The sequence below is a fragment of the Janthinobacterium sp. SUN128 genome, from assembly GCF_030587275.1.
Classification (GTDB): domain Bacteria; phylum Pseudomonadota; class Gammaproteobacteria; order Burkholderiales; family Burkholderiaceae_D; genus Janthinobacterium; species Janthinobacterium lividum.
This window is the reverse complement of sequence record NZ_JAPWHY010000009.1, coordinates 1-24,377: the sequence shown is the minus strand read 5'-3', so window position 1 is coordinate 24,377 and position 24,377 is coordinate 1. Positions and strand designations below refer to the sequence as shown.

Genomic DNA, 24,377 nt, shown 5'->3' with positions numbered 1-24,377 from the left:
ATTCAAAAGACGACCATGCAAACTTTGACCTTCCTGCGCGCGCTGGGCTGTGCGCTACTTTGCCAGGTAACCCTGGCCGCGCACGCCGACCCCCTCAGCTACGCGCGCTACGACCAGGTGCGCACGCGCGACCTGCAGCTGGACCTGAAAGCGGACTTCAAGCAAAAGACCCTGTCCGGCTATGCGGAGCTGTCCTTGAACTGGATCGATCCGGCGGCGCGTACCCTGGTACTCGATACGCGCGATTTGTCGATCGCGAAAGTGCAGGTACAGGACAAGCGCGGCGCATGGCAGATGGCGCCGTACCAGCTGGACAAGGCCGATCCGGAAAAAGGCCAGGCGCTGCGCATCACCACCACGGGCCAGCCGGGCAAGGTGCGCGTCTACTATCACACGGCGCCGAACGCCATCGCGCTGCAGTGGCTCACGCCGCAGCAGACCATGTCGGGCAAGCTGCCTTTCATGTTCAGCCAGTCGCAAAGTATCAACGCCCGCTCGTGGGTACCGTCGCAGGATACGCCGGCCGTGCGCTTTACGTACAGCGCGCGCATCGATGCGCCAGCGGGCATGCGCGTCGTGATGAGCGCCGAGAATGACGAAAAGGCGACGGGCAAGGGCGGCTGGAAATTCAGGATGCCGCAGCCGATCCCCTCGTACCTGCTGGCCATCGCCATCGGCGAACTGGAAGTGCGCAAGCTCGGTCCCCGTTCCGCCGTATATGCCGAACCGCCGCGCATCAAGGCGGCCGAATACGAGCTGGCCGACACGGAAAAGATGATCCAGGCAGCCGAAGCGCTGTACGGTCCGTATGGCTGGGGGCGCTACGACATGATCGTGCTGCCGCCATCGTTCCCCTACGGCGGCATGGAAAACCCGCGCCTGACCTTCCTTACGCCGACCATGATCGCGGGCGACCGCAGCCTGGTCGACCTGATCGCGCATGAACTGGCCCACTCGTGGTCGGGCAACCTGGTCACCAATGCCTCGTGGAAGCACATGTGGCTCAACGAAGGCTTCACTACCTACGTCACCACGCGCATCGTCGAGCAGCTGTATGGCAGCGAAGTGGCGCAGATGGGCGTGCAGGTCGACCAGGAAGAACTGGCCGCTGCGATCCGCGAATTGCCGGCAGCGAAAACGGCATTGATCACGCGCGATGCGGACGCCAATCCCGCTGAAACCTACACGGACGATGGCATCATCTACCCGAAAGGCGCCTGGTTCCTAGCCACCATGGAGCGCCGTGCCGGCCGCGCCGTATTCGACCCCTTCCTGCGCGGCTGGTTCGACCAGCATGCATTCCAGAGCGTGACGACGGAGCAGTTCATCGCCTACCTGCGCAAGAACCTGCTGGCGCAGCATCCGGACGTGATGCCGGAAGCGGAACTCGATGAATGGCTGTATGGCACCGGCGTGCCGGCCAGCGCGCAACGCGTCGTCTCGCCGCGCCTGGCACTGCTCGACCAGCACCGCGACGCCTGGCTGAAAGGCGAGCTGGCGACCAAGGACCTGGGCATGGACAAGTGGATCGCCATCGAATCGATGCACTTCCTGAACGATATCAACAACAAGGCCAGCGCAGCGCAATTGCGTGAGCTGGACCAGGCCTACGGCGTGGGCAAGAGCGGCAACAATGAAGTCGCTTACCGCTTTTATCTGGCCTCCGTGAACGCCGGCTACGATGTGCGCCAACCCTTGCAGGCGTTCCTGATGAGCGTGGGCCGCCAGAAGTTCGTCGTGCCCCTGTACAGCGCCTTGATGAAGACGCCGCAGGGCCATGCCTGGGCCAAGGACGTGTATGCGAAGGCGCGTGAACGCTACCACCCGGTGACGCAGGAGAGCGTTGATAAATTGATGGCCGCGCAAGCGCATTGAACCTTCTTTGGACATCCTGACCATGCATACCATGAACCGTCTTGCCGCCGCCATCGTGCTGGCGTTTTCCAGCATCACCGTGCCGGCGCTGGCTTTGGACGCCGCACCCGTCGTTGCCGCTGCACCGGCGCCCGCGCCCGCCTTCGATCTTGACCGCGACGTTGCCACCGCCCTGAAAGTGTTCGACGTGCCCGGCATGGCGATCGCCATCGTCAAGGATGGCAAGGTCGTCACCGCCAAGGGCTTTGGCGTACGCAAGCTGGGCGAACCGGCCGCTGTCGATGCGCAGACCCTGTTCGAAGTGGCATCGAATTCGAAAGGCTTCACGGCCGCCGCGCTGGCCATGCTGGTCGACGATGGCAAGCTGGCCTGGGACGATCCCGTCACCAAGCACTTGCCCGGTTTCCAGATGCACGATTCCTACGTGACGGGTGCCATGACCATCCGCGACCTGCTCACGCACCGCAGTGGCCTGGGCCTGGGCGCGGGCGATTTGCTGTGGTGGCCGACCACCACGTTCAGCACCGACGAGATCATCGAGAAGCTGCGCTACATCCGTCCGGCCACGAGTTTTCGCAACAGCTATGCCTACGATAACCTGCTGTATATCGTGGCCGGCAAGATCATCGCCGACAAGGCGGGGAAAAGCTGGGGCGAGGCCATGCATGAACGCATCCTGGCGCCGCTGGGCATGACGGGCACCACCACCAGCCTGCTTGAAAACGCGGGCAAGTCCGACGTCGCCAGTGCGCACAGCAAGATCGACGGCAAGATCGCCGCCGTCAAGTCCATGCCCGTGCCGAATGCCGTGGGTGCCGTCGGCATCAACACGAATGCGGAAGATATCGCCAAGTGGATGATGGTGCTGCTAGACGGCGGCAAGATCGCCGGCGTGAAGGACAAGGATGGCAAGGACGCGCGCCTGTTCAGTGAAAAGCAGGGCCGCGAGATGTGGACGGCGCAAACGCCGATCAAGATTTCCGAGCCGAAGCCGGCGCTGGCCGCAACGAAACCGAATTTCAGCGCGTATGGACTGGGCTTCCAGCTGCGCGACTACAAGGGCATGAAAGTGGCCATGCACGGCGGCGCGCTGCAAGGATTTTATTCGCGCGTGGTGATGGTGCCGGAAGCAAAGCTGGGCGTGGCCATTCTGACCAATGCGGAAAATGGCGGTTCCATGACGGCGCTGCAATGGCGCATCCTCGACCATTACCTGCAGGCGGCGCCGTCGGACTGGCTGGCGCTGGTGGCCAAGGTGGAGCAGGACCAGCATGCCGAGGAAGTGAAAAAGCAGGGCAAGGCGTCGAGCGCACGTGCGGCCAGATCGCAGCCATCGCTGCCGCTGGCGGCGTATGACGGCGAGTATGAGGATGCCTGGTATGGCAAGGTCACTATCCGTCCGGAAGGCAAGAAGCACATCCTCAGCTTCACGCGCACGCCGGACCTGACGGGCGAGCTGGAACACTGGCAGCACGACACCTTTATCGTGCGCTGGAAGGAGCGCAATTTCAACGCCGATGCCTACGTGACGTTCTCGCTCAATCCCGATGGCAGCATCGATCGGGTAAAAATGGCGCCGGTGTCGGCCGAGACGGATTTCAGCTACGACTTCCAGGATCTGAGCCTGGTGCCGGTGAAGCCGAAGGAAGCAAAGAAATAAGGTATCGATACAAGAACCGCAGCCTGTGCTGCGGTTTTTTTTCGCCTGTTTCCATGCAAATGCACGGCAGGAGGGCGGCGGGCCAGTTTTTATTCCATGAAATGGGATGAAAAAGAAACGTTATCTTGTTTTATTGTTTGCGTATTTATTAACTTTTCAAGGTGTTACTATTTCCGTGCGCCATGAAATTCGTCTCTCGACAGGCAGTTTCCGGCGGCTGGCGTCTTTGTCTTCCAGTGGTTTTATATAACAACTCAACTCTTTGGGAACGGGATAAAAATGATCAATGTGAAAAAAGCCGTATTTGTCTTTTGCGCCGCCGTCGGTTTTGCCGGCGCCATCAGTTCTTCCGCATATGCCCTGCCAACCCGTGAAACCTGCGAGGAAGCCTATACCGCGTGCGTGACGGATGGCGATGCCAGCTCCTGCTCCCTGGTCAAGCGCCTGTGTGGCGTGTACGGCATTTACCTGTAAGGCGCGCTGCGCGCACAGGACGATGGCGGCGCGCCGTTTCGGCCCGCCGCCATCGTCTTGTCAGTGACTCAGGGTTTGACGAATTTCAGGGTCATGCGGTCGCTCTCGCCGATGGCCGTGTATTTGGCCCGGTCCACATCCTTGTTGGCATAGGTCGGCGGCAGCGCCCACACGCCGCCATGGTGGTCGGCATGGTCCTTCGGATTGGCGTTGATGTCCGACTTGGCCGCCAGTTTGAAACCTGCGCCTTCAGCCAGCTTGATCACATACGCTTCGTGCATGTAGCCGCTGCTGGCCGTGGCATCCTGCGCCTTGTTGGCCGGCAGGCGGTGCTCGACGACGCCGAACACGCCGCCCGGTTTCAGGCTGTCGTACACTTCCTTGAACAAGGTCTGCATGCCGGCTTCGCCGATGGGTATCCAGTTGTGGATATTGCGGAAGGTGAGCACCATGTCGGCCGTACCCTTGGGCGCGATGCGGTAGGTGGTGGGCGGCGCGAAGGCGCCGATCTCCACCTTGCCGAAAGCCGCCGGGTTGGCGTCGAGCTTTTGCTGGAAGCGCGCCGCGCCGCGGCGGGCGCCTTCGCTGCTTGACTGCGGGTCGTTGCCGGCGGCGATCAGCTTGCCGTTGTCGCGCAGGTAGGGTGCCAGGATCTCCGTGTACCAGCCGCCGCCGGGCGCCAGTTCCACCACTGTCATGGTCGGCTTGATGCCGAAGAACGCCAGCGTTTCATACGGATGGCGGGCGCTGTCGCGCAGCGCGTTGGCCGGCGTGCGCGCACTGCCGGCGATGGCCGCCTTCAGGGCCGCGTCGCCCGCATCGGCGGCCAGTGCCGCACCGCTGCCGCCACAGGCCAGCATGACCGTCAAGGCCGCGGTCAGGGTTACTCGCTTCATCATCATATGCTCCATGCGTGATTGGATCGGTTGCTCAATTGGTGGCGATCGCCATCAACGCCGATCATCGGGCAAGCACGCTGGCCGGTCAAGCGGATTCCGTCCCCCATGCGGCTGCATACGCGGGCATTTCGCTGGTGTTGAGCGCATCGGCGATGGCTGCGCCCCGCCCGTGCGTAAACGGCAGTTCGCCCGTCCAGACGGCATGCGCCATGTCGCCCGCGTCGTCGAGCGGGCCGCCCTTGCGCTGTTTGACGGCGCATTCGTCGAGCGCGATGCGCAGCACGGTGGTGGCCGCGTATTCCTTGGCGCTGCCGCCGCGCACCTGCGCCAGGCGTCCCGGCGCCAGTTTTTCCATCAGCGCATCCATGGCCGCATGCTGCTGGCCGATATCGCTCACTTTTTCAAACTGCCCGTACACCATCGCCGAGCGGTAGTTCATCGTGTGATTGAAGGCGGAGCGCGCCAGCACCAGGCCGTCGAGATGGCTCACCGTTACGCACACATCGGTATCGTGCAAGAGCTGCTTGAGCATGCGGCTGCCGTTCGAGCCATGGATGTACAGGTGCCCGCCGATGCGCCAGCAGGCGGTCGGGATGCAATGGCTGCCCGTGTCGTCGCGGAAGGCGATATGGCACAGGTAGGCGGCATCGACGATGGCGTACAGGGTGGCTTGCTCGTAGCTGGCCAGTTCGGCGACGCGGCGCACGCGGGTACGGGGGCTGGGAGGCAGGGCGGTAGCGGTCACGGCGGAAGTCCGGTTGGTTGAAGAAGCAGGCCGCACTATAATCGGCATCTGGCCCTGAAAAAAGATCCAGAACCGACAAATAATTTGGAGCCACCAAGGAAACGCATGGATTTTGCTTTGCTGCTTGATGCATTCGAGCGCACGCACCGCGAGCGGGGCTGGCCGCGCCAGCGCCTGCTGCATGAATGCCTGCGCGCGGCGATCCGCAGCGGGCAATTGGCGCCCGGCACGCGGCTGGCCGCCACGCGCGTGCTGGCCGCCGAACTGGGACTGGCGCGCAATACCGTGCTGTACGCCTACGAGCAATTGGCCAGCGAAGGGTTTGTCTTGCCGGACCGGCGCGGCACCGTCGTCGCCGGCAGCGCCGGCATGCCGGAAGCCGTGCCGGCGGCCGGCAGCAAGGATGGCTTGTCGCGCCGCGCCCGGCATTTGCGCGGCGTGGCGGGACAGGATGTGAATGCGGCGCTGGTGTTTCCCGCCGACGCCATGGGCGCGTTCGCGCCTGGCGTGCCGGCGCTCGATGAATTCCCGCTGGCGCAGTGGCGGCGCATGCTGGACCGCGCATGGCGGGCGCTGACGCCGCGCCAGCTCAATTACGGCGACCCTGCCGGCGAGCCGCAGCTGCGCATGGCCATCGCCGAGCATTTGCGCGCCGCGCGCGGCGTTGTCTGCGATGCGGGCCAGGTGTTCATCACGGACGGCACGCAGAGCAGCCTCGATGTCTGCCTGCGCGCCTTTGCCGACCAGGGCGATACCTTGTGGATCGAGCATCCCGGCTATGGCGGCGCGCTGGCTGCGGGCCGCGGCGCCGGCTTGCAGGTGACGGGCATCGCCGTTGACATGGATGGCATCGCGCCGACGGATGACGACTGGCGCGAGACGCCGCCGCGCCTGATCTACACCACGCCGTCGCACCAGTATCCGACGGGCAGCGTGCTCAGTCCCGCGCGCCGCATGGCGCTGCTCGAACGCGCGCGCGTGGCCGGCGCCCTGATCATCGAAGACGATTACGACAGCGAATTTCGCCATGGCGGCCCGCCCCTGGCCGCCATGCAGGGACTGGTGGCCGACGCGCCCGTCGTGTACCTGGGCACCTTCAGCAAGACCATGTTTCCCGCCTTGCGCATCGCCTTTATCGTCGTGCCGTCCGCGCTGGCCGGCGCCTTCGCGCAGATGCAGGCGCAGGGCGCCGCGCGCGGACGGGTAGCCGAACAGCTGGCGCTGGCCGACTTCCTGCGCAGCGGCCTGTTTGCGCGCCACGTGCGCCGCATGCGCCGCCTGTACCGCCAGCGCCGCGACGCCTTGAGCGAGGCCTTGCAGCGCCATGCGTGTGGCGGCGCGGCCATCCATGGCGGCACGGCCGGCATGCACCTGGCGCTGCGTTTTCATGAAACGGAATGGGATGACCTGGCGCTGAGCCGGAGCGCCGCGCAGGACGGCATCGTGGCGCTGGCCCTGTCCGCGCACGGCACGGGAGAAGGGATGGGCTGGAACGGCTTCCTGCTCGGTTATGCGCAGGTGCCGGCCGAGAACATGGACGGCCTGGCACGCCGCCTGGGCGCGCTGCTTGCGTAAGCTGGCGCGGCTGGGCAGGCGAAGCGGTCACAATAGGCCTTTGCCAGGACGAGGAAGAGGACTACCCATGATACTGAGCTGGAAAGCCCCGGTTGATTACCATGACAAACTGATCGGCTCCTACGACAAGGAAGGTGGATCCTATGAGACGGCTGGATCGAACTTCGACTATCTGGCGCTGCTGCAGGGGGCTCCGTATCCGTTCGGTATGGACAGGCCCCCCGTGCATTTCGTCTGCACCCGGGAAAGGCTCCTGAAACATGACTGTCTGTGGCTGCTGGGGGACGTGCCGCTGGTCTCGGCCCGCCTGGCCGGGTTCCTGGCCGGCGCCGCCGGCCAGGACGTGGAATTGCTCGCTCCCGCCTGCATCATGGCGGGCGGTGAACCTGTGGAGCAGCCGTTTTACATCGTGAATGCGACGCAACACGTACAGACGGTGGACCTCGAACGTTCAATCGCGGAAAAAGATGACAAGGGCAACGTCATCTACTTCACGCGGACGTTTTTGCGCGACGAGGAACTGGCGCCCAGGCAGATCGCCAGGGATGCGCAATCGGGCGACCTGTTGATCTCCAGCGAGCTCGCTGACCTGATGAAAGCCGCGCGCTTCAACGGCGGCAAGAGCCTGGGGTTTTATCGCGCCGCAGGAAACTGGCAGCCTGTCCTGGAATGAGATCGCATGGCTTACTGCTGGTCCTGCATCCACTGCTTCAAGCCATTGACCCAGTTCTTGGCGGGCAGGTTGAACTGCTTCTTGATGGCGGCGGCGCGTTCGTATAAATCGCTGAAGTCGAGCGATGGCGATTTTTTGAAGGCCAGCACGACGATGTTTTCATCTTCCATTTCCGGCACCCAGACGACGGCGTCGAAAACCAGTTCCATCGCCTGTAGATTCTTGTCGTAGTTGGGGAAGTCGCCGAAGACATTCGTGCACATGATGCCGTCGTCCGCCAGGCAGTCGTGGCAAGCCTGGTAGAACTCTGGCGTGTCGAGCACGGGACCGCGCGCGTCTTCGTCGTACAGGTCCACTTGCAGCGCGTCGACCGTGCCGTGGTTGGCAGGATCGAGCACGAAGTCGAGCGCATTCATTTCACGCACATCGAGGCGCGCGTCGTTCGGCGGCAGCGCGAACTGGGCGCCGCAGATGGCGATCACGTTCGGATTGAGTTCAATGGCCGTGACCGTGGCGTCGGGGAAGCGGCGGTAGCTGAATTTGGTCAGCGCGGCGCTGCCCAGTCCCAGCTGCACGATGCGTTTGGGCTGCGTCTTGAACAGCATCCACATCATCATCATCTGCACGTATTCGAGCTCGATGGCATCTGGCTTGTCCAGGCGCATGGCGCCCTGCACCCACTTGGTGCCCAGGTGCAGGTAGCGGATGCCGCGGTGTTCGGTGGTGGTGGCAGGCGGGTGGCCCGGGTGGCTGAAAGCGGTATGGCTGGTGGAGGTAAAGTCGGTCGTCATGGCGCCAGTTTAGCAGCCGGGTGAAAAAAAGACGCCGCAGCGTCTTTTGGGGGGGAGCTCAAGATTGCTTGCGGCGTCGTGCCAGGAAGCCCAGTATGCCCAGGCCGGCCAGCAGCATGCCATACGTTTCCGGTTCAGGAACGGGCGCCAGGTTCAGGTTGAAGGTGCCGCCATAGCTGCCGCCGTTGCTGTTGCCCATGACGGTGAGGACCATCGGACCGTTGAACAGCAGTGTGGTTGGCGCCAGCACCTCGCCCTGGGCATAGCCGAAGACGGTGGGGCCGCCAAAACCGGTCAGGGAGATGCCGTTCAGATTGGCGCTGGTGAAGTTGATGGAAGCCGGGTCGCTGCCCGTGACCGACAGGTTGGCAAGGAAGGCTTGCGCGGTCGAACCGAAAGTCGCGTCGGGAGTGAACGTGAACGTATCGGTAAAGGCGCCTAGCGGCGTGGGAGTGGCGTTGAAGCCCCCCGTCCACAGGTTGCCCGTGGTGTTGGTCAGGTTGATGGTGTACGACGCAGCATATGCGCTACCGATGGTTGCAGCGCCCAGTACCGCTGCTGCGATGAGTGATTTCAGTTTCATATTTATCCCCGCGAAAAAACGATTAATGTTTCAAAAAAAACCGTGCCGCTCAGATAAATTATCGCCAGGACATTTCATTGTCAATGAGCTATTTTTATATCATTATGCAAACTTAAATAGCTTATTTCTAACACACGGGCATGGCGCTCATGAAGTTGCAATATTAAAAACTATAATTATCAATATTGTACCGAAAAATAATTGCGCAGCGTGTGATGAAAAAATCGTTACGCCAGTAACTAATTTCTGTCCAGCAAGGGCAGAATCAATGTCACCGCCAGGCCGCCACCTTCGCGGTTGGCCAGGGTGATGCGCCCGCCATGGGCTTCGGCGATTTCGCGCGCCAGCGCCAGGCCAAGTCCCGTGCCGCTGCGCTTGGTGGAATAAAACGGTACCAGCGCATTTTCCAGCACGGCGCCGCTCATGCCCGGGCCGCGGTCGCGCACTTCGATGCGCAGCTGCCCTTGCGCCTGGCTGACGTGCAGGCCGATATGCTCTTGCCGCGAACCGGATTCCAGCGCATTCTTGAGCAGGTTCAGCAGTGCCTGCTGCATTTGCGCCGCATCGAACACGGCCGCCTGTGCGGGCGGTACGCAGTCGAGCGCGAAAGCCGCCTGCGAGGCCAGGCTGTCGAGAAAGGGCTGCCACTCGCACGGCGCCAGGCGTGGCGCGGGCAGCTTGGCAAAGCGCGCATAGCCGAGGATGAAGGTTTCCAGGTGGCGCGTGCGCTCCTCGATGGTGGCAAGGATTTGCGGCAGGCGCTCCGTCTGGCCGCGGCGCACCAGCTCGGCGCCGGAATGGGCCAGCGAGGCCAGCGGCGCCAGCGAGTTGTTGAGTTCATGGCTGATGACGCGGATGACTTTTTTCCAGGTCTGCACTTCCTGGCGCCGCAGTTCCAGGGTCAGCTGGCGCAACAGCAGCAGTTCGTGCTTGCGCCCGTTCAGGCTGAAGCTGCGCCGCGCCAGGTGATATACCTCTTCCTGCTCCCCTTCGCCGCTGGTAAACAAGCCGTCGCTGCGGCGCGCCAGCGCTTCGGCCAGGGCCGGCGCCGCCTGTTGCACGATGTCGGCCAGATGATGCCCCTCGAGCCGGCGGCCGTGGTGCAGCAGCTGGCGCGCGGCCAGGTTGGCGTAGACGATAGCGCTGCCCTCGGCCACCAGCAGCATGGCCACCGGCGTGTTTTGCACCATGGTGTCGAGCAGCAGTTCGCGCTGCACCAGGTCCAGGCGCTGCTTGCGCAGCACGTCGCCCAGCGCATTATGGGCCGCCACCAGGTCGGCCAGTTCGTCATTCTGCGGCCAGCGCAGGCTGAAGCCGAAGTCGCCGTCCTGGTAGCTGGCGACGGTGCCGCTCAAGGCGCGAAACAGCGACAGCATCGCTTGCAGCTGTGCGCGGATGGTAATCACGGCCACCGGCAGCACGCACAGCAGGGTACCAGCCAGCACCAGCAGCGGCTGGCCGGGTAAAAAATGCGCGAGCAGCAGGGCGATGACGATGCCCAGCACCAGCAGGGTGACGATCAGCGCCGTCCAGCGCGTGAGCAGGGAAAGGCGCATGGGACGGTAGGCCATCAGCCGCGCGCGATGCCCAGGCGTTCCATGCGCCGGTACAGCGCCTGGCGCGACAGCCCCAGTTCCTGTGCCGCCTGCGCTACCACGCCGTGTGCGCGCGCGAGCGCCGCGGTGACGCTGTCGTGGTCCGGCTCCGTCGCGGCGCCATCCTGCGGCGCGCGCAGCGATGGCACACCCGCCAGCGGCAAGCCCGTTTCCTGTGCGCGGATCACGGGACCGGCCGTCAGCAGGCTGGCGCGCTGCATGACGTTTTTCAGTTCGCGCACGTTGCCGGGCCAGCCGTGCGCCAGCAGGGTGGCCTGCGCTTGCGCGTCCAGGGTTTTTTCGCTGCCCAGGAAATGCTGTGCCAGCACCAGGATGTCGAGCGGGCGCTGGGCCAGCGGCGGCAGGCGCAGTTCGATCACGTTCAGGCGGTAGAACAGGTCTTCGCGAAACGTGCCGGCCTTGATCATCCCAGGCAGGTCGGCGTTGCTGGCGCTGATGACGCGCACTTTCACTTGCCGCTCGCGGTTCGAGCCGAGGCGCTCGAAGCGTCCCGTTTCCAGTACGCGCAGCAGTTTCATTTGCCCGGCCAGCGGCAGGTTGCCGATCTCGTCGAGGAACAAGGTGCCGCCGTCGGCCGCGTCGAACTTGCCGTCGCGCGCGCGCGTGATGCCCGTGTAGGCGCCCGCCTCGGCACCGAACAGTTCCGCCTCGATCAGCTCGACCGGCACGGCGCCGCAATTGAGCACGACGAAGGGGCCGCTGGCGACCTGGGAATTGGCTTGCACGATGGCGGCGATGCGTTCCTTGCCGCTGCCATTTGGTCCCGAAATGAGCACGGGCACGTCGGCCCGGGCCACCTGGCACGCCAGGTGCACGACTCTTTCCGTGGCCGGGTCTTGCCACACCATGCCGCGCAAGTCGAAGTCTTTTTCCAGCGCGTGGCGCTGGCGCTGCTCGGCCACGACGCGCTGGCGCAGCGCGCGGCTGGCCTGTCCCAGTTCCAGCAGGTTCTGCACGGAAGCGATCAGGCGCCGGTCATCCCATGGCTTGGCCAGGTAGTCGGCCGCGCCGGACTTGATCAGGTCGACGGCCGCGTCGAGCTGTGTCCATGCCGTCAGCAGGATCACGGGCAGATCCGGGTAGCGCGCGCGGATCGCGTGGAACAGCGCGCTGCCTTCCTCTCCCGAAGTGGTGTCGGCCGTGAAGTTCATGTCCTGCACCACCAGGTCGATGGCGTGGCGCTCGAGCAGCTGCAGGCCCTCCTCGGGCGAGGCGGCGCGCACGGCGTCGATCTCGTGCAGGGAGAACAGCACGTCCAGCGCGATGGCCACGGCGGCATTGTCGTCAATAATCAGTACAGTAGGCATGCGCGCAGCATATCACTCAGGTGCCGGCTCAGGTACTGCGGGTGGCCGTGGCCGGCGAAATACTGGCAGCGCGCCAGGCTGGCCCATACACGGCGCCCACGCCCAGCAGCCAGAATACCAGCGCGCCGGCCAGCAGGTAGCCGGGCGGCAGGCGCGCCATTTCCAGCTGGCTGACCAGCAGCTGATTCAGGCCCAGCGCCAGCACCACGCCAGCCGCCACGCCGACGCTGGTGATCATGAAATTCTCCGTCAGGAAGTAGCGCAGGATGTCGATGCGGCGCGCACCGAGCGCGCGGCGCACGCCGATCTGCTTGCGCCGCTGCGAGACCCACAGGCTGGCGATGCCGACGATGCCGCTGGCCGTCACCAGCAGCAGCAGGGTGCTGACGGCGATGAGCATCCAGGACAAGCCCTGGTCTGCCAGATAACGTGTCTTGCGGTGCTGCTCCAGGGTATCCGTGCGCACCAGCAGGCGCTCGGTGCTGGACGTGCGGATGGCTTGTTCCGCCTCCTTCATCAGGCGGTTGCGCTGGCCTGGTTCTGCCCGCACGGCAAATAGCAGCGAATCGCGCCCGCCCGTCAGGCGCGCCGGCAGGATGATCGAATACTCGCCCTGGGCGCTGACCTGGCCGACCTGCGTCTGCAGCCGTTCCACCACGCCGATCACGCGCATCTCGTCATCGTTGTCGCCGGTGCCATTGAACAGGGGTTTGCCGACAAAGCTGGTTTCGCCTGGCCAGATTTTTTGCGCCGCGGCGCGCGTCACGATCACCACCTTGGGGAAGGTTTCATCGACGTCTTCATTGATTTCCGGGACCTCGTCGGGATGGAAATCGCGGCCTTCCACCAGCTTCAGGCCATATGTCCTGACCAGCGAATCGGGCGTGACGTACATCGAGGTGCTGGCGCTGGCCTCGGCCTGTCCGCGTTTGGCCGCGACGTTGGTGCTGCTGCCGGAACGCGACAGCACGGCCTGCGTGGTTTGCGCCACGGAGACCACGCCCGGCAGGGCGCGCAGTATCGCGGCCTGGCGCTTCTGTTCGGCTATCTGGCGCTGCGGGCTGCCTTTGTCCATGCTCTGGACTTTGACATAGAAGATGTCGTTTTCGGCCGCTACGCCGGTGGGACGGGCGGCGATGGCCTGGCGCAGGTTGACGATGTACAAGGCGTTGGCCAGGATGGCCAGGCTGATGGCAACTTGCACGGCGACGAGCACGGCGCCGGTCTTGTTGCGCATCAGCGCCGACAGGATGGGGCGGATTTCCATGTGGGGCCTCATTGTGAAATGGTGGGTGTCATTGGGATTTGAGTTGCATGGCCGGCGTGACCTGGCAGGCGCGCCAGGTGGGCAACAGTCCTGCGAGCAAGGCCGCCAGTACGGAAACGGCAAACGTCAGCAGCAGCATCGGGACATCCAGGTGCGCCACGGTGCCCAGCTCCCTCGATTGCGCGCTCACCACGGCCAGGGCGGCATAGGCCAGCAGCAGGCCCAGCACGCCGCCGGCCAGGCCGATGACGCCGGTCTCGATCAGGAACTGGCGGAAGATGTCGCGCCGCGTGGCGCCCAGTGCGCGGCGGATGCCGACTTCCGCCGCCCGCGCGGAGAACTTGGCCAGCAGCAGGCCGATGGTGTTGACCAGGCAGAGCAGCAGGAAGCCGAAGGCCAGCCAGGCAGCCAGCTTGTTGTCGTTGTCGACCACGTTGAGGAAATCGAGCCACTGCCTGACGTCGTACAGCATGTTGGGCGCATGGCGTGGCATGCGGCCCAGCTTGCGCTGTTCGGCCGCATAGCTGTCGAGATAAGCCTGCAGCTCGCTGCGTTCGCCGGCGCTGGCCATTTCAAACCAGAATTGCAGCCAGGTGCAGTCCGATGCCAGGATGCCCTGGTAACCGGGGCTGCGCTCGACGCCGCTGCAGGCCATGCCGCCGTCATGTCCCGTTTCGTGGCGGATGGCACTGGCAAACGGAATGAAGAATTCATCTTCCGTGCCAAAGGCGCCCTTGCTGCCGATGATGCGGTGCACGCGCGGCACGGGATCCCAGCGATCGAGCACGCCGCTGACCAGATAGGGGCGTCCCAGCACCGTCACGCGCTGGCCCACGGGATTGGTTGTGCCCAGCAGCTTTTCCGCCAGGGCGCGGCTCAGGACGATGACGTCGGCGCCGCTGGCGTCGTCGGCCTCGCTCCATGGCTGGCCATACAGGAACGGTACTTCAAACATGGCGAAGAAATCGCGCGTGGGGGCCAGGCCCTGGGCCCGGAAGGCGCCGAGGTCCCTGCGCGCCGGCTCCACGGGTCCGGCCACGCCGTACATGACACTGCGGCGGATGCCCATCTTGCTGGCCATGAAGTTCTTCGCATCGGTATAGGCGAGCTGTGACTGGCCAAAGCTGGGTTTGGTGCCCGGCGTATAGCCTTTCAAGGGAACTACATCGATCATCGGCACGAACAGGCGGTCGCTCTTGTGCGGCAGCGGATCGCCCGACATCGCATGCAGGATGGTGACGGTGGCCACGCTGGCGGCCACGCCGACGGCCAGGGTCAGCACCATCAGCGCCGTCAGGGCGGGATTGCGGCGCAGGTTGCGCAGGCCCAGCTTGAAATAGTATTGGAACATGGCGGCTCCTAGGCGGTCGCGTGCTGCGGCTTGAGCGACAGCGTGGCGCCATGCTGTACCAGGTCCGACACCTGGCCGTCGATGATGTGCACATTGCGCTGGCTGCGCAGTGCCAGTTCCGGATCGTGCGTGACCATCAGGATGGTGGTGCCTTGCGCATTGATTTCTTCCAGCAGCTCCATCACGCCGCGCGCCATCTGCGTGTCCAGGTTGCCCGTCGGTTCATCGGCCAGCAGCAGTTTCGGCGAGCCGGCCAGTGCGCGCGCGATGGCCACGCGCTGCTGCTGGCCGCCCGACAATTCGGCCGGATAGTGCTTCATGCGCGACGCCAGGCCCACCTTGGCCAGCGCCTCCTCGATGCGCTCCTTGCGTTCGGCGCGGTTGAAACCCCGGTAGCGCAGCGGCACGTCGACATTGTCGAACAGCGACAGGTCGGGAATCAGGTTGAAACCCTGGAAGATGAAGCCCAGTTTTTCATTGCGCAGGCGCGAGCGGGCATTGTCGTCCATGCCCCTGACGTTGACGCCGTCGAGGATGTATTCGCCATCCGTAAATTCCTCGAGCAGGCCGGCGATGTTCAGGAAGCTCGTCTTGCCGGAGCCGGACGGTCCCGTGACGGTGACGAATTCGCCCTGGCGGACGTGGATCTCGAAGCCGCGCAGCGCGTGCGTTTCGATCATGTGGGTGCGGTAGATCTTGCTCAGGTTTTGCATGCGCAGCATGGAGGGCTCCTGGTTGGATGAGTATTGTTAGTTGAGCGAGACGCGGGCCGCGTTCGCGAAATTTTCCGTGCCGGCGACCACCACCTTGTCGCCCAGTTTCAGGCCGCCGAGAATCTCGACGGCAGAGACGCTGGTGGCGCCCAGCTTGATGGGCGTGCGGACGGCCACGCCATCGCGCACCACGTAGGCAAAGCGTCCGCCTTCCGCTTCGACGAAGGAACCGCGCGCCAGCATCAGCACATTGGGCCGCTCGTCGATCAGCAGGCGTGCCGAGACGCGCTGGTTCTGGCGCAGGCCGGCCGGCTGTTCGCCGTTGAAGCGCACGCGCGCCAGCACTTGGTTCTTGACCACTTCGGGCGACAGCGCCGACAGCTTGCCGGTCGCCTTGATGGCGCCCGTCTCGATCTCGGCGCTCATGCCCAGGCCGATGTCGGCCACATACGTTTCCGGCACTTCCAGCTCCACTTCCAGCTGCGACAGGTCGACCAGGGTCATCAGGGCCGTGTTGGCCTGCACCACGCTGCGGTTGGCCACCGACAGCGTGCCGATGAAGCCATTGACGGGCGCACGCACGGTCAGCTCGTCGACCCTGCGCTGCGCGTTGTCGCGGCTCAGGCGCTGGCGTTCCAGTTCGTTGACCCGGGTCTTCAGCGCCAGGGTCACGTCTTCGCCTTCCAGGCCGGCCGCCTGCGAAGCGTGCTTGCTGCGGATCTCGGCGGAATTCAAGGCATCCTTGGCCTTCTGGTAATCGATCTTGGCAATGATGCCCACCTGCGCCACGCTTTCATAGCGCTCCAGCGTGCGCTGGGCGGACAGGCGCTCGATTTCCGCCGTATCCGCTTCGCGCCGGGCCAGCAGTTTCTGTTTCTTGGCCAGGATCTGCTGGCGCGCCACTTCCGCTTCCAGCTGCTGCACGCTCGACTGCTCGCGTTTCAGCGCGTCCGACAGGTCGGGCGATTCCAGCACGGCGAGGATATCGCCCTTTTTGACGGTGTCGCCGGCCTTCGCTTTCAGCGTGACGGTGGCCACGGTGGTCGAATACAGCGTGGGGCTGATGGCGGCCACCACGCGTCCGTTCACGGCGGCGTCGCGGATCAGGGTGCCGCGCGTGACGTCGGCGATGCGCAGGCGGTCGGCATTGACGGAATGTTCGCTGTTGCGCCAGCCGGTAACGGCAGCGATGGCGGCGCCGATGACGACGGCGGCGCCGGCCAGCAGCAGGGCGCGTTTCTTGTGGCGCTGGCCCGGCGGGGCGGACAGTACGGCGTCTTGGGAGGAGGTATCGCGGATCATGGTCAGGTCTCGTGAAGGATGCCTTTTCCAATGCACGATCCATGCCAGTTGTTAAGTCATTGATTTGAATCGGGAAAAATTCTGGCGTCCGGCTGTCCGCCGTGTCCGCGCCGTCCAGCGTGTCCGTCCGCGCAGGTTCCACTTGATAAATTGGCAATCGCCTGCATCTGCTGTGGCGACTCTTTTTTGACTCCTCCCCAAGGCGCCATGCATCCGTTTTTCCAGCAAATTTTCCCTGCCCGTGCCTTTGCGCCAGCGCTCGATTATCCTTTTGCGCGCAGCGACGTGGCGATGCTGCAGCGGCTGACGGGCGAGGCGCCATCGCTCGATGGTCAGACCTGGAACGAACTGTTGCTCGACCAGTACGCGTCGCAACTGGCGCGCGAGACCAGCATCTTTGGCCAGCAGGAGCTGCACCGACGCCTGAGCGGCGGCCAGGCCGATCCTGGCTCCATTGCGCGCGTCCAGCGATTGCTGGATGACCCGGCCCAGGCGGCGAGCCTACAGCGCGCCTGCCTGCCCTTGCGCCAGGCCGATACGGAAGTGAGCGAGACCCTGTTCGGTGCGGCGCTGGCAGCGGCGCCATGGTGGAGTGCCTGGCTATGGCTGGTGCCGCTGGCCTTGCTGCTGGCCATCGCCGCCAGCTGGCTGGCAGGTTGGCCGGCGCTGTTTGGCGTGCTGGCCGCCTGTGTTGCGCTGATGACCGTGCAGGTGCGTTTTTACGAAAGCGCCAAGCTATGGGAACGCACGCTCGATACCTTGCGCCATCTGCTGAAAACCCGTGCCGCGCTGGTGTGGCTCGATGTACCGGCAGCCTTGCCATTGGCTGCCGGCAGCGCGCAGGCGGCCAAGCTGACGCGCGCCATCGAGCGCTCGCTGCTGCATTACGTGCCCTTCATCGATACGCTGCTGGTCGAATATGGCGACTGGCTCCTGCTGAAAAACGTCAAGCGCTATTTCCGCACGCGCCAACTGGTCGCGCAGCAGTTGCCCTTCCTGCGCGATAGCTTTACCCAGGTGGCCCAGCTGGAAGCGGACCTGGCGCTGGCGCGGCAATTGCATGCGACCCCCGTGTTTTGCTGGGCGGGCATTGCGGCGCCGCGCGTGCTGGCCTTGCGGGGCATGCTGCATCCCTTGCTGGAGAGAGCTGCGCCGTTGTCGTTCGGCGTGCAGGGCAAGGGGGGCTTCATCTCCGGCCAGAACGGCATCGGCAAGAGTACCTTGCTGCGTTGCATAGGCTTGAACCTGGTCTGTGCGCGGGCCTTTGGCTTCTGTTATGCGGACAGTGCTGATGTGCCGCGCCTGGCCGTGTATGCGAGCATGCAGAATGACGATTCGCTCGACGGCGGCGAAAGTTTATATATCGCCGAATTGCGGCGTGCACGCGAATTGCTGGCGCTGGCCGAGAAGGGCGCGCCGGCGCTGTTCCTGATCGATGAAATCTTCCGCGGCACGAACCACCTCGAATCCGTGGCGGCGGCCGCCGCCGTGCTGCATTCCCTGGCCGCGCGCCACCTGGTGATCGTCTCGTCGCACAATCTGGTATTGGGGCCGCTGCTGGAAGACTGCCTGGCGCCGTGGTGCGTGGGCCGCGATGACGCCGGCGCGCTGCTGCTGGCGCCGGGCGTGCTGCAGGCCACGAATGGCATCGCCCTGCTGGCGCAGCGCGGCTTTGACGCCGGTATCGCAGACAAGGCCGGGCGCGTCTTCGACTGGCTCAGCACGCACATGGCGCAGCCGGCCGATTGCGGCGGCGTGCTCGAACGGGTCTGATGGTCGCGCTTATTTTTCCTGCTTTTCCGGCGTGCTCTTGTCGATCACTTCGCGGCAATCGCTGCGGATGATGGCGTTGTCGTAGTTGGTCCAGCCGTAGCTGTCGACGTAGCGCTTGTGCTGCTTGAAGCGGGGGCTGGCGATGCTCCACTCGGGCTGTTCGCCGGCGAAGCGGATGTCGCCCAGGTCGAGCAGCGTATGGAACATGTTTTCCGTCGACAGGCGCGCCTTTTGATGGCGCTGCAGCTGTGTCACCTTGTCCGGATAGTGCCGCTGGAATTGCGGCGAGTACCAGACGAAGGCGGGCACGTGGAATTCGAACTGTGTGTTGTGGCCGTGGAAGGCCAGGCGGCAGGTGCCGTCGTACAGGGTCTGGCCATGGTCGGCCACATAGACGAGCGAGCTGCGCAGGGCGGTGCGCTGGCCATCGTCCTTCAGCATGCCGATCACGTTCGACAGGAACCAGTCCGTGTACAGGATGGAACTGTCGTAGCTGTTGTTCAGCTGCGGCTTGATGGCCGTGTCCGTGTAGACGGGCTTGTCGACGCCGAACAGCGACGGTTGCCACTTGTCGAACGCTTTCGGATAGCGCTGGCTGTAGTTCCAGTGGCTGCCCAGGGTGTGCAGCACGATGAGTTTTTTCGGCGCGGGGTCGGCCAGCGCGTTCTTGAACGGGTCGAACAGGATCTGGTCGAAGTTTGAATTGTTGGTAAAGCCGCCCAGGTTCAAAAATTGCACCACGTCCGCTTCCTTGGCAAAGACGGACACGGGCGTGTCGAACTGGCCGAACGAAATCTGGTTCGACAGCCAGTAGGTCTTGAAGCCCGCTTCCTTGTAGGCGGTGAGGAAGGATTTCTCCGAGAAGCCATCCTTGAGGCTTTGCGTGGCCGGCTTGCGCGAGATGATGACGGGCACGGACAGGCGCGTGGCGGAAACGGCCGTGATGACGTCGGCCAGCGGCACCAGGTTGGCTTCCTGCTTCAGCAGGGGATTGGTGTCGCGTTCATAGCCGTTCAGGCTCCAGCGGTCGTAGCGCGACGATTCACCGATTACCATGACCACCACTTCCGGATGGGGATCGGGGTGCTGCTGGTGCGCGCCGAAACGGAAGCTGCTGCTTTTCTGTCCCAGCTCGGCCAGGTAGCGACGCTCCTTGTAGAAATCGAAGCCGCGCGCGGCCAGGCCGAAAGGCCAGGAGTTGCTGACAGTGTCGAAGGCGTAGGGCAGACGCGCCCAATGGGGCAGGCTGGGCCAGCCCAGGCCCGTCTCGTCGGCGCCGGCGATGCTGGCGTTTTCCGGCTTGCTGCTTTCTTCGTCTTCCTCGGCCGTTTCATCGTCGGCCGAGCTGGCGTCGCCGAAGCCGGAGGCGCCCGCCTTGCCGCTGACCGCCGGCCCGCTGGCCTTGGCCGGTGCGGCGGTGCTGTGCAGGACCTTGGCCTCGAAACCGAATTCATAGCCATACCACCAGAAGCCGCCCAGCAGGATCAGCAGCACGAAGGCGGCCGGGCGCGTCTTGCCGCGCCAGTCGAGGTCGCGCGTGCGCGTGGCCGCATACCAGCCGAGCAGGCACCAGGCGATCACGCCCAGCATGACGGCGCCCATCAGCCACACTTTTTGCCCGAGGAATTCCATCGCTTCCTTGGGGCTGGTTTCAAAGATGATGCCCAGGTGGTGCGTGGAAATGCCCTGGCCATAGAAGATGAACAGGTAGATTTCCGTCGGCAGGGCCAGGAAGGCAGGCACCAGCAGCCAGTGGAAATACGCGGGGCGCTTGAACACGCTCCAGACGGCCAGCCAGGCCAGCAGCTCGAAGGTGAGTATCTGCCAGGGATGCTCGGGGGCGCGCCCCAGCAGCGCGGGAATGAAGGGCACGGCCGTCAGCAAGGCATACGTCAGGAGCAGGAACAGATTGGCGGGGCGAAGCAAGGAGCGCATAAGGGAGGGCAGCGAAAAATGTCCGCTATTATCAATCCTTTTGTTATCTTGCGGTCATACAAGAATGTGCGCGTCCGGTGCTTGGCCGCAGAGAAAGAATGTCAAATCATCAATTGCCGCGTAGCGCCGGTGTCCGCGCGCTGCGGCCAAAGATTAGTCAAAATGCCACAAAAGCGCCTCTTTTTTGCCTTTTTTTATAGCAAAAAGCGGTAAACTGATTGACCCCCTGTAACACAAGGTCTAAACTAGCGAGTTCTCGATTTTATTCTGCTCATCGTTTACGTATTGCTTGGCATTTCATGGCCGCTCCTTATCGAGTGGCTGCGGGCGCCTCCGGTGCGCAGTAGATGAAAGCGGGACGAGGTTTTAGTCGCCGGGCATCTTGCCCGGGTTATTAATCGTAGTTTTTTGTTGGATTTATAACGATGCCAACCATCAATCAATTGATTCGCAATCCACGCGTCGCTTTGACCGTGAAGAGCAAATCGCCGGCGCTGGAAAACAGCCCGCAAAAACGTGGCGTCTGCACACGTGTTTACACCACGACTCCAAAGAAGCCAAACTCGGCTCTGCGTAAAGTCGCTAAAGTTCGTCTGACCAATGGTTTCGAAGTTATTTCGTACATTGGCGGTGAAGGCCATAACCTGCAAGAGCATAGTGTTGTGCTGCTGCGCGGCGGTCGCGTTAAGGATTTGCCGGGTGTGCGTTACCACATGGTTCGCGGTGCCCTGGATACCCAAGGCGTTAAAGACCGTAAGCAATCGCGTTCGAAGTACGGTACCAAGCGCGCTAAAGCAGGCAAGAAGTAATAAGTTGTACGCAGCAAACCCAAGTTTCGCTCAGTGGCAACTAGCTAAGTGAATGTAGTCGACCGCATCTGGTCGAGTAAGTGGAGGACTATGATGGTCGTCCGCGAGTGTGCGAAGAACGCGCGCTCAACTGAAGATTGAAAGGAATTGATATGCCACGTCGTCGTGAAGTACCCAAGCGCGAAATTTTGCCAGATCCAAAATTCGGCAACACTGATGTCGCTAAATTTGTAAACGTGCTGATGCTGTCCGGTAAGAAATCGGTTGCAGAAAACATCATCTACGGTGCTTTCGAGCACATCGCAGCAAAATCGGGCAAAGATCCACTCGAAGTTTTTGCTACCGCAATCAACAACGCCAAGCCGCTGGTTGAGGTGAAATCCCGTCGCGTCGGTGGTGCAAACTACCAGGTGCCGGTTGAAGTTCGCCCAGTCCGTCGTATGGCTCTGTCCATGCGTTGGTTGCGTGAAGCTGCTAACAAGCGCAGCGAAAAATCGATGCCACAACGCCTCGGCGGTGAGCTGATGGAAGCGGCTGAAAGCCGCGGCGGCGCGATGAAAAAACGCGACGAAGTCCATCGTATGGCTGAAGCGAACAAAGCGTTCTCGCATTTCCGCTTCTAATATAAAGCCAGCTACCGCAAGGCGGCTGTCAAGCATCTGTTGTTCGAGGCCGGGCTCATTTTTGCAAAAAAATGCTGCTCGGTTTTGTCCATTCATTTAGGATTAATTATGGCCCGCAAGACCCCCATTGAGCGCTATCGTAATATCGGTATCTCCGCTCACATCGATGCAGGTAAGACGACCACGACCGAGCGCGTCCTGTTCTACACAGGCGTGAACCACAAGCTGGGCGAAGTCCATGATGGCGCTGCCACCACCGACTGGATGGCACAGGAGCAAGAGCGCGGTATCACGATTACCTCGGCTGCTGTTACGTGCTTCTGGAAAGGCATGGCTAACAACTTCCCAGCTCACCACATCAACATCATCGACACCCCAGGCCACGTTGACTTCACCATTGAAGTGGAACGTTCGATGCGCGTGTTGGATGGCGCCTGCATGGTTTACTGTGCAGTCGGCGGCGTGCAGCCACAATCGGAAACGGTATGGCGTCAGGCTAACAAGTACAAAGTGCCACGTCTGGCCTTCGTGAACAAGATGGACCGTACCGGCGCCAACTTCTTCAAGGTCTACGATCAGATGCGTTCGCGTCTGAAAGCCAACCCAGTACCTATTCAGATGCCTATCGGCGCTGAAGACGTCTTCACCGGTGTTATCGATCTGGTCAAGATGAAAGCGGTTATCTGGGACGACGCTTCGCAAGGCATGAAGTTTGAATACGGCGACATTCCTGCACACCTGGCCGCTGATGCTGCCAAGTGGCGCGAAAACATGGTTGAAGCCGCTGCTGAAGCGTCGGAAGACCTGATGAACAAGTACCTGGAAGAAGGCGACCTCTCGGAAGAAGAGATCAAGGCTGCCCTGCGTCAGCGTACCATCGCCAGCGAAATCGTTCCAATGTTGTGCGGTACCGCCTTTAAAAACAAGGGCGTGCAAGCGATGTTGGACGCGGTCATCGAGTACCTGCCATCGCCAATCGACATTCCACCTGTCCCAGGTCTGGACGAGGACGAGCAGCCAGTCGAGCGCGCAGCTGACGACAATGAGAAATTCTCGGCATTGGCGTTCAAGATCGCAACCGATCCGTTCGTGGGCCAGTTGTGCTTCATCCGTTGCTACTCGGGTACCCTGAATTCGGGCGACTCGGTGTTGAACTCCGTGAAGCAGAAGAAAGAGCGTATCGGCCGTATCGTGCAGATGCAAGCGAACGAACGCGAAGAAATCAAGGAAATGCGCGCTGGCGACATCGCCGCCGTTGTGGGTCTGAAAGACACCACCACTGGCGATACGCTTTGCGACGAAAAAGCCAGCGTAGTTCTGGAGCGCATGGTCTTCCCTGAGCCAGTGATTTCGCAGGCAGTCGAGCCAAAAACCAAGGCCGACCAGGAAAAAATGGGCCTGGCGCTGAACCGTCTGGCAGCAGAAGATCCATCGTTCCGCGTGCGTACCGATGAAGAATCGGGCCAGACCATCATCGCCGGTATGGGCGAGTTGCATCTGGACATCATCGTTGACCGCATGAAGCGTGAGTTCAACGTTGAAGCGACCGTCGGCAAGCCACAAGTGGCTTACCGCGAAACGATCCGTAAAGTGTGCGAAGAGTCGGAAGGCAAATTCGTCAAACAATCGGGTGGTCGTGGTCAATACGGTCACGTGGTTCTGAAGATCGAACCGCAAGAACCGGGCAAGGGCTTCGAATTCGTTGACGCGATCAAGGGCGGTACCGTTCCTCGCGAATACATCCCTGCAGTTGAAAAAGGTGTGCGCGACACGCTGACTTCGGGCGTGATGGCTGGCTACCCAGTCGTTGACGTTAAAGTCACGCTGTTCTTCGGTTCGTACCATGATGTTGACTCGAACGAAAATGCATTCCGCATGGCCGCTTCGATGGCATTCAAAGATGGCTGCCGCAAAGCATCGCCAGTCATCCTGGAGCCGATGATGGCCGTGGAAGTGGAAACGCCGGAAGACTACGCCGGTACCGTGATGGGCGATCTGTCGTCGCGTCGCGGCATGGTGCAAGGTATGGATGAAATTGCTGGCGGTGGCGGCAAGATCATCAAGGCCGAAGTGCCTCTGTCGGAAATGTTCGGTTACGCCACGTCGTTGCGTTCGTCGACCCAAGGTCGTGCGACTTACACGATGGAATTCAAGCACTATGCTGAAGCACCTAAGCATGTGACTGAAGCAATCGTAAGCTCGAAAGCTAAGTAATAGAAGTTCCGGGCCGGCTTTCACGAGAATGCCGGTCCCTACATTTAAATCATTGTTCTAAGGAAGAATAAAATGGCAAAAGGTAAATTCGAACGGACCAAGCCGCACGTCAACGTCGGCACCATCGGCCACGTCGACCACGGTAAAACCACGCTGACCGCTGCAATCGCAACGGTTCTGTCGAAGAAATTC

Annotated in this window: 21 protein-coding genes; 10 read left to right on the top strand and 11 right to left on the bottom strand. The window is 62.5% G+C overall.

All coding sequences use genetic code 11. From position 1 onward, the window contains the following. Positions 1-15 precede the first annotated feature (15 nt). The 3 genes from O3297_RS28490 (at position 16) to O3297_RS28480 (ending at position 4,009) form a co-directional block, all read left to right on the top strand. Entirely contained in the window at positions 16-1,875 is a 1,860-nt protein-coding gene (locus tag O3297_RS28490; RefSeq protein WP_230523297.1) for a M1 family metallopeptidase, read from the top strand. A gap of 22 nt (positions 1,876-1,897) precedes the next feature. After that, the gene (locus O3297_RS28485) at positions 1,898-3,535 is read left to right on the top strand and encodes a serine hydrolase (RefSeq protein ID WP_305051257.1); all 1,638 of its coding nucleotides are present in this window, start codon (positions 1,898-1,900) and stop codon (positions 3,533-3,535) included. A gap of 279 nt (positions 3,536-3,814) precedes the next feature. Next, complete coding sequence (locus O3297_RS28480) at positions 3,815-4,009, top strand: hypothetical protein (RefSeq protein ID WP_034783267.1); 195 nt, start codon at positions 3,815-3,817, stop codon at positions 4,007-4,009. Positions 4,010-4,077: 68 nt separating this feature from the next. Here O3297_RS28480 and O3297_RS28475 read toward each other — a convergent pair whose 3' ends face one another. Beyond that, positions 4,078-4,908, bottom strand: a complete 831-nt coding sequence (locus O3297_RS28475; RefSeq protein ID WP_305051255.1) for a class I SAM-dependent methyltransferase — start codon at positions 4,906-4,908, stop codon at positions 4,078-4,080. 85 nt (positions 4,909-4,993) lie between these two features. Continuing rightward, on the bottom strand, positions 4,994-5,653 hold the full coding sequence (locus O3297_RS28470) for a pyridoxamine 5'-phosphate oxidase family protein (RefSeq protein WP_070278884.1): 660 nt from the start codon (positions 5,651-5,653) through the stop codon (positions 4,994-4,996). 105 nt (positions 5,654-5,758) lie between these two features. Here O3297_RS28470 and O3297_RS28465 point away from each other — a divergent pair, with 105 nt between their 5' ends. Further along, positions 5,759-7,228: a PLP-dependent aminotransferase family protein gene (locus tag O3297_RS28465; protein ID WP_305051253.1), complete on the top strand. Its 1,470-nt coding sequence runs from the start codon at positions 5,759-5,761 to the stop codon at positions 7,226-7,228. A 67-nt stretch (positions 7,229-7,295) separates the two neighbouring features. After that, complete coding sequence (locus O3297_RS28460; protein WP_305051252.1) at positions 7,296-7,901, top strand: hypothetical protein; 606 nt, start codon at positions 7,296-7,298, stop codon at positions 7,899-7,901. An 11-nt stretch (positions 7,902-7,912) separates the two neighbouring features. Here O3297_RS28460 and O3297_RS28455 read toward each other — a convergent pair whose 3' ends face one another. The 8 genes from O3297_RS28455 to O3297_RS28420 form a co-directional block, all read right to left on the bottom strand. Next, the gene (locus tag O3297_RS28455) at positions 7,913-8,692 is read right to left on the bottom strand and encodes a spermidine synthase (protein WP_305051251.1); all 780 of its coding nucleotides are present in this window, start codon (positions 8,690-8,692) and stop codon (positions 7,913-7,915) included. A gap of 58 nt (positions 8,693-8,750) precedes the next feature. After that, positions 8,751-9,275: an FxDxF family PEP-CTERM protein gene (locus O3297_RS28450; protein ID WP_211552326.1), complete on the bottom strand. Its 525-nt coding sequence runs from the start codon at positions 9,273-9,275 to the stop codon at positions 8,751-8,753. Between the two features lie 239 nt (positions 9,276-9,514). Continuing rightward, entirely contained in the window at positions 9,515-10,846 is a 1,332-nt protein-coding gene (locus tag O3297_RS28445; protein WP_370385454.1) for a PAS domain-containing sensor histidine kinase, read from the bottom strand. Then, positions 10,846-12,198, bottom strand: coding sequence for a sigma-54 dependent transcriptional regulator (locus tag O3297_RS28440; protein WP_305051247.1), 1,353 nt, complete (start codon positions 12,196-12,198; stop codon positions 10,846-10,848). Before O3297_RS28440 ends, O3297_RS28445 begins: the two co-directional genes overlap by 1 nt. A gap of 28 nt (positions 12,199-12,226) precedes the next feature. Next, entirely contained in the window at positions 12,227-13,465 is a 1,239-nt protein-coding gene (locus O3297_RS28435; RefSeq protein ID WP_211552328.1) for an ABC transporter permease, read from the bottom strand. 28 nt (positions 13,466-13,493) lie between these two features. Continuing rightward, positions 13,494-14,816 carry an ABC transporter permease gene (locus tag O3297_RS28430; RefSeq protein ID WP_305051246.1) on the bottom strand — a complete coding sequence of 441 codons (1,323 nt, stop codon included), beginning with the start codon at positions 14,814-14,816 and terminating at the stop codon, positions 13,494-13,496. A gap of 8 nt (positions 14,817-14,824) precedes the next feature. Further along, complete coding sequence (locus O3297_RS28425; RefSeq protein ID WP_070259929.1) at positions 14,825-15,538, bottom strand: ABC transporter ATP-binding protein; 714 nt, start codon at positions 15,536-15,538, stop codon at positions 14,825-14,827. 27 nt (positions 15,539-15,565) lie between these two features. Next, positions 15,566-16,831, bottom strand: a complete 1,266-nt coding sequence (locus tag O3297_RS28420) for an efflux RND transporter periplasmic adaptor subunit (protein ID WP_305051244.1) — start codon at positions 16,829-16,831, stop codon at positions 15,566-15,568. A 186-nt stretch (positions 16,832-17,017) separates the two neighbouring features. Between O3297_RS28420 and O3297_RS28415 the strand changes: the two genes are divergently transcribed. Next, positions 17,018-18,604, top strand: a complete 1,587-nt coding sequence (locus tag O3297_RS28415; protein WP_305051242.1) for a DNA mismatch repair protein MutS — start codon at positions 17,018-17,020, stop codon at positions 18,602-18,604. A gap of 9 nt (positions 18,605-18,613) precedes the next feature. On the opposite strand, the gene O3297_RS28410 is transcribed toward O3297_RS28415, so the two are convergent. Further along, positions 18,614-20,539: a phosphoethanolamine transferase gene (locus tag O3297_RS28410; RefSeq protein WP_305051240.1), complete on the bottom strand. Its 1,926-nt coding sequence runs from the start codon at positions 20,537-20,539 to the stop codon at positions 18,614-18,616. A 425-nt stretch (positions 20,540-20,964) separates the two neighbouring features. Between O3297_RS28410 and rpsL the strand changes: the two genes are divergently transcribed. From rpsL to O3297_RS28390, 4 genes are all read left to right on the top strand, one after another. Then, positions 20,965-21,348: a 30S ribosomal protein S12 gene (gene rpsL / locus O3297_RS28405; RefSeq protein ID WP_010394376.1), complete on the top strand. Its 384-nt coding sequence runs from the start codon at positions 20,965-20,967 to the stop codon at positions 21,346-21,348. A gap of 152 nt (positions 21,349-21,500) precedes the next feature. Further along, positions 21,501-21,971 carry a 30S ribosomal protein S7 gene (gene rpsG / locus O3297_RS28400; RefSeq protein ID WP_010394377.1) on the top strand — a complete coding sequence of 157 codons (471 nt, stop codon included), beginning with the start codon at positions 21,501-21,503 and terminating at the stop codon, positions 21,969-21,971. 108 nt (positions 21,972-22,079) lie between these two features. Beyond that, positions 22,080-24,185, top strand: a complete 2,106-nt coding sequence (fusA, locus tag O3297_RS28395; RefSeq protein WP_034753184.1) for an elongation factor G — start codon at positions 22,080-22,082, stop codon at positions 24,183-24,185. A 72-nt stretch (positions 24,186-24,257) separates the two neighbouring features. Next, on the top strand, positions 24,258-24,377 hold a 120-nt coding region (locus tag O3297_RS28390; protein ID WP_017452634.1), incomplete at its 3' end, for a GTP-binding protein.

Coding starts and splice junctions, on each gene's coding strand:
- O3297_RS28490 (WP_230523297.1), top strand. CDS start 16: ATGCAAACTTTGACCTTCCTGCGCGCGCTGGGCTGTGCGCTACTTTGC.
- O3297_RS28485 (WP_305051257.1), top strand. CDS start 1,898: ATGCATACCATGAACCGTCTTGCCGCCGCCATCGTGCTGGCGTTTTCC.
- O3297_RS28480 (WP_034783267.1), top strand. CDS start 3,815: ATGATCAATGTGAAAAAAGCCGTATTTGTCTTTTGCGCCGCCGTCGGT.
- O3297_RS28475 (WP_305051255.1), bottom strand. CDS start 4,908: ATGATGAAGCGAGTAACCCTGACCGCGGCCTTGACGGTCATGCTGGCC.
- O3297_RS28465 (WP_305051253.1), top strand. CDS start 5,759: ATGGATTTTGCTTTGCTGCTTGATGCATTCGAGCGCACGCACCGCGAG.
- O3297_RS28460 (WP_305051252.1), top strand. CDS start 7,296: ATGATACTGAGCTGGAAAGCCCCGGTTGATTACCATGACAAACTGATC.
- O3297_RS28455 (WP_305051251.1), bottom strand. CDS start 8,692: ATGACGACCGACTTTACCTCCACCAGCCATACCGCTTTCAGCCACCCG.
- O3297_RS28450 (WP_211552326.1), bottom strand. CDS start 9,275: ATGAAACTGAAATCACTCATCGCAGCAGCGGTACTGGGCGCTGCAACC.
- O3297_RS28445 (WP_370385454.1), bottom strand. CDS start 10,846: ATGGCCTACCGTCCCATGCGCCTTTCCCTGCTCACGCGCTGGACGGCG.
- O3297_RS28440 (WP_305051247.1), bottom strand. CDS start 12,198: ATGCCTACTGTACTGATTATTGACGACAATGCCGCCGTGGCCATCGCG.
- O3297_RS28435 (WP_211552328.1), bottom strand. CDS start 13,465: ATGGAAATCCGCCCCATCCTGTCGGCGCTGATGCGCAACAAGACCGGC.
- O3297_RS28430 (WP_305051246.1), bottom strand. CDS start 14,816: ATGTTCCAATACTATTTCAAGCTGGGCCTGCGCAACCTGCGCCGCAAT.
- O3297_RS28425 (WP_070259929.1), bottom strand. CDS start 15,538: ATGCTGCGCATGCAAAACCTGAGCAAGATCTACCGCACCCACATGATC.
- O3297_RS28420 (WP_305051244.1), bottom strand. CDS start 16,831: ATGATCCGCGATACCTCCTCCCAAGACGCCGTACTGTCCGCCCCGCCG.
- O3297_RS28410 (WP_305051240.1), bottom strand. CDS start 20,539: ATGCGCTCCTTGCTTCGCCCCGCCAATCTGTTCCTGCTCCTGACGTAT.
- rpsL (WP_010394376.1), top strand. CDS start 20,965: ATGCCAACCATCAATCAATTGATTCGCAATCCACGCGTCGCTTTGACC.
- rpsG (WP_010394377.1), top strand. CDS start 21,501: ATGCCACGTCGTCGTGAAGTACCCAAGCGCGAAATTTTGCCAGATCCA.
- fusA (WP_034753184.1), top strand. CDS start 22,080: ATGGCCCGCAAGACCCCCATTGAGCGCTATCGTAATATCGGTATCTCC.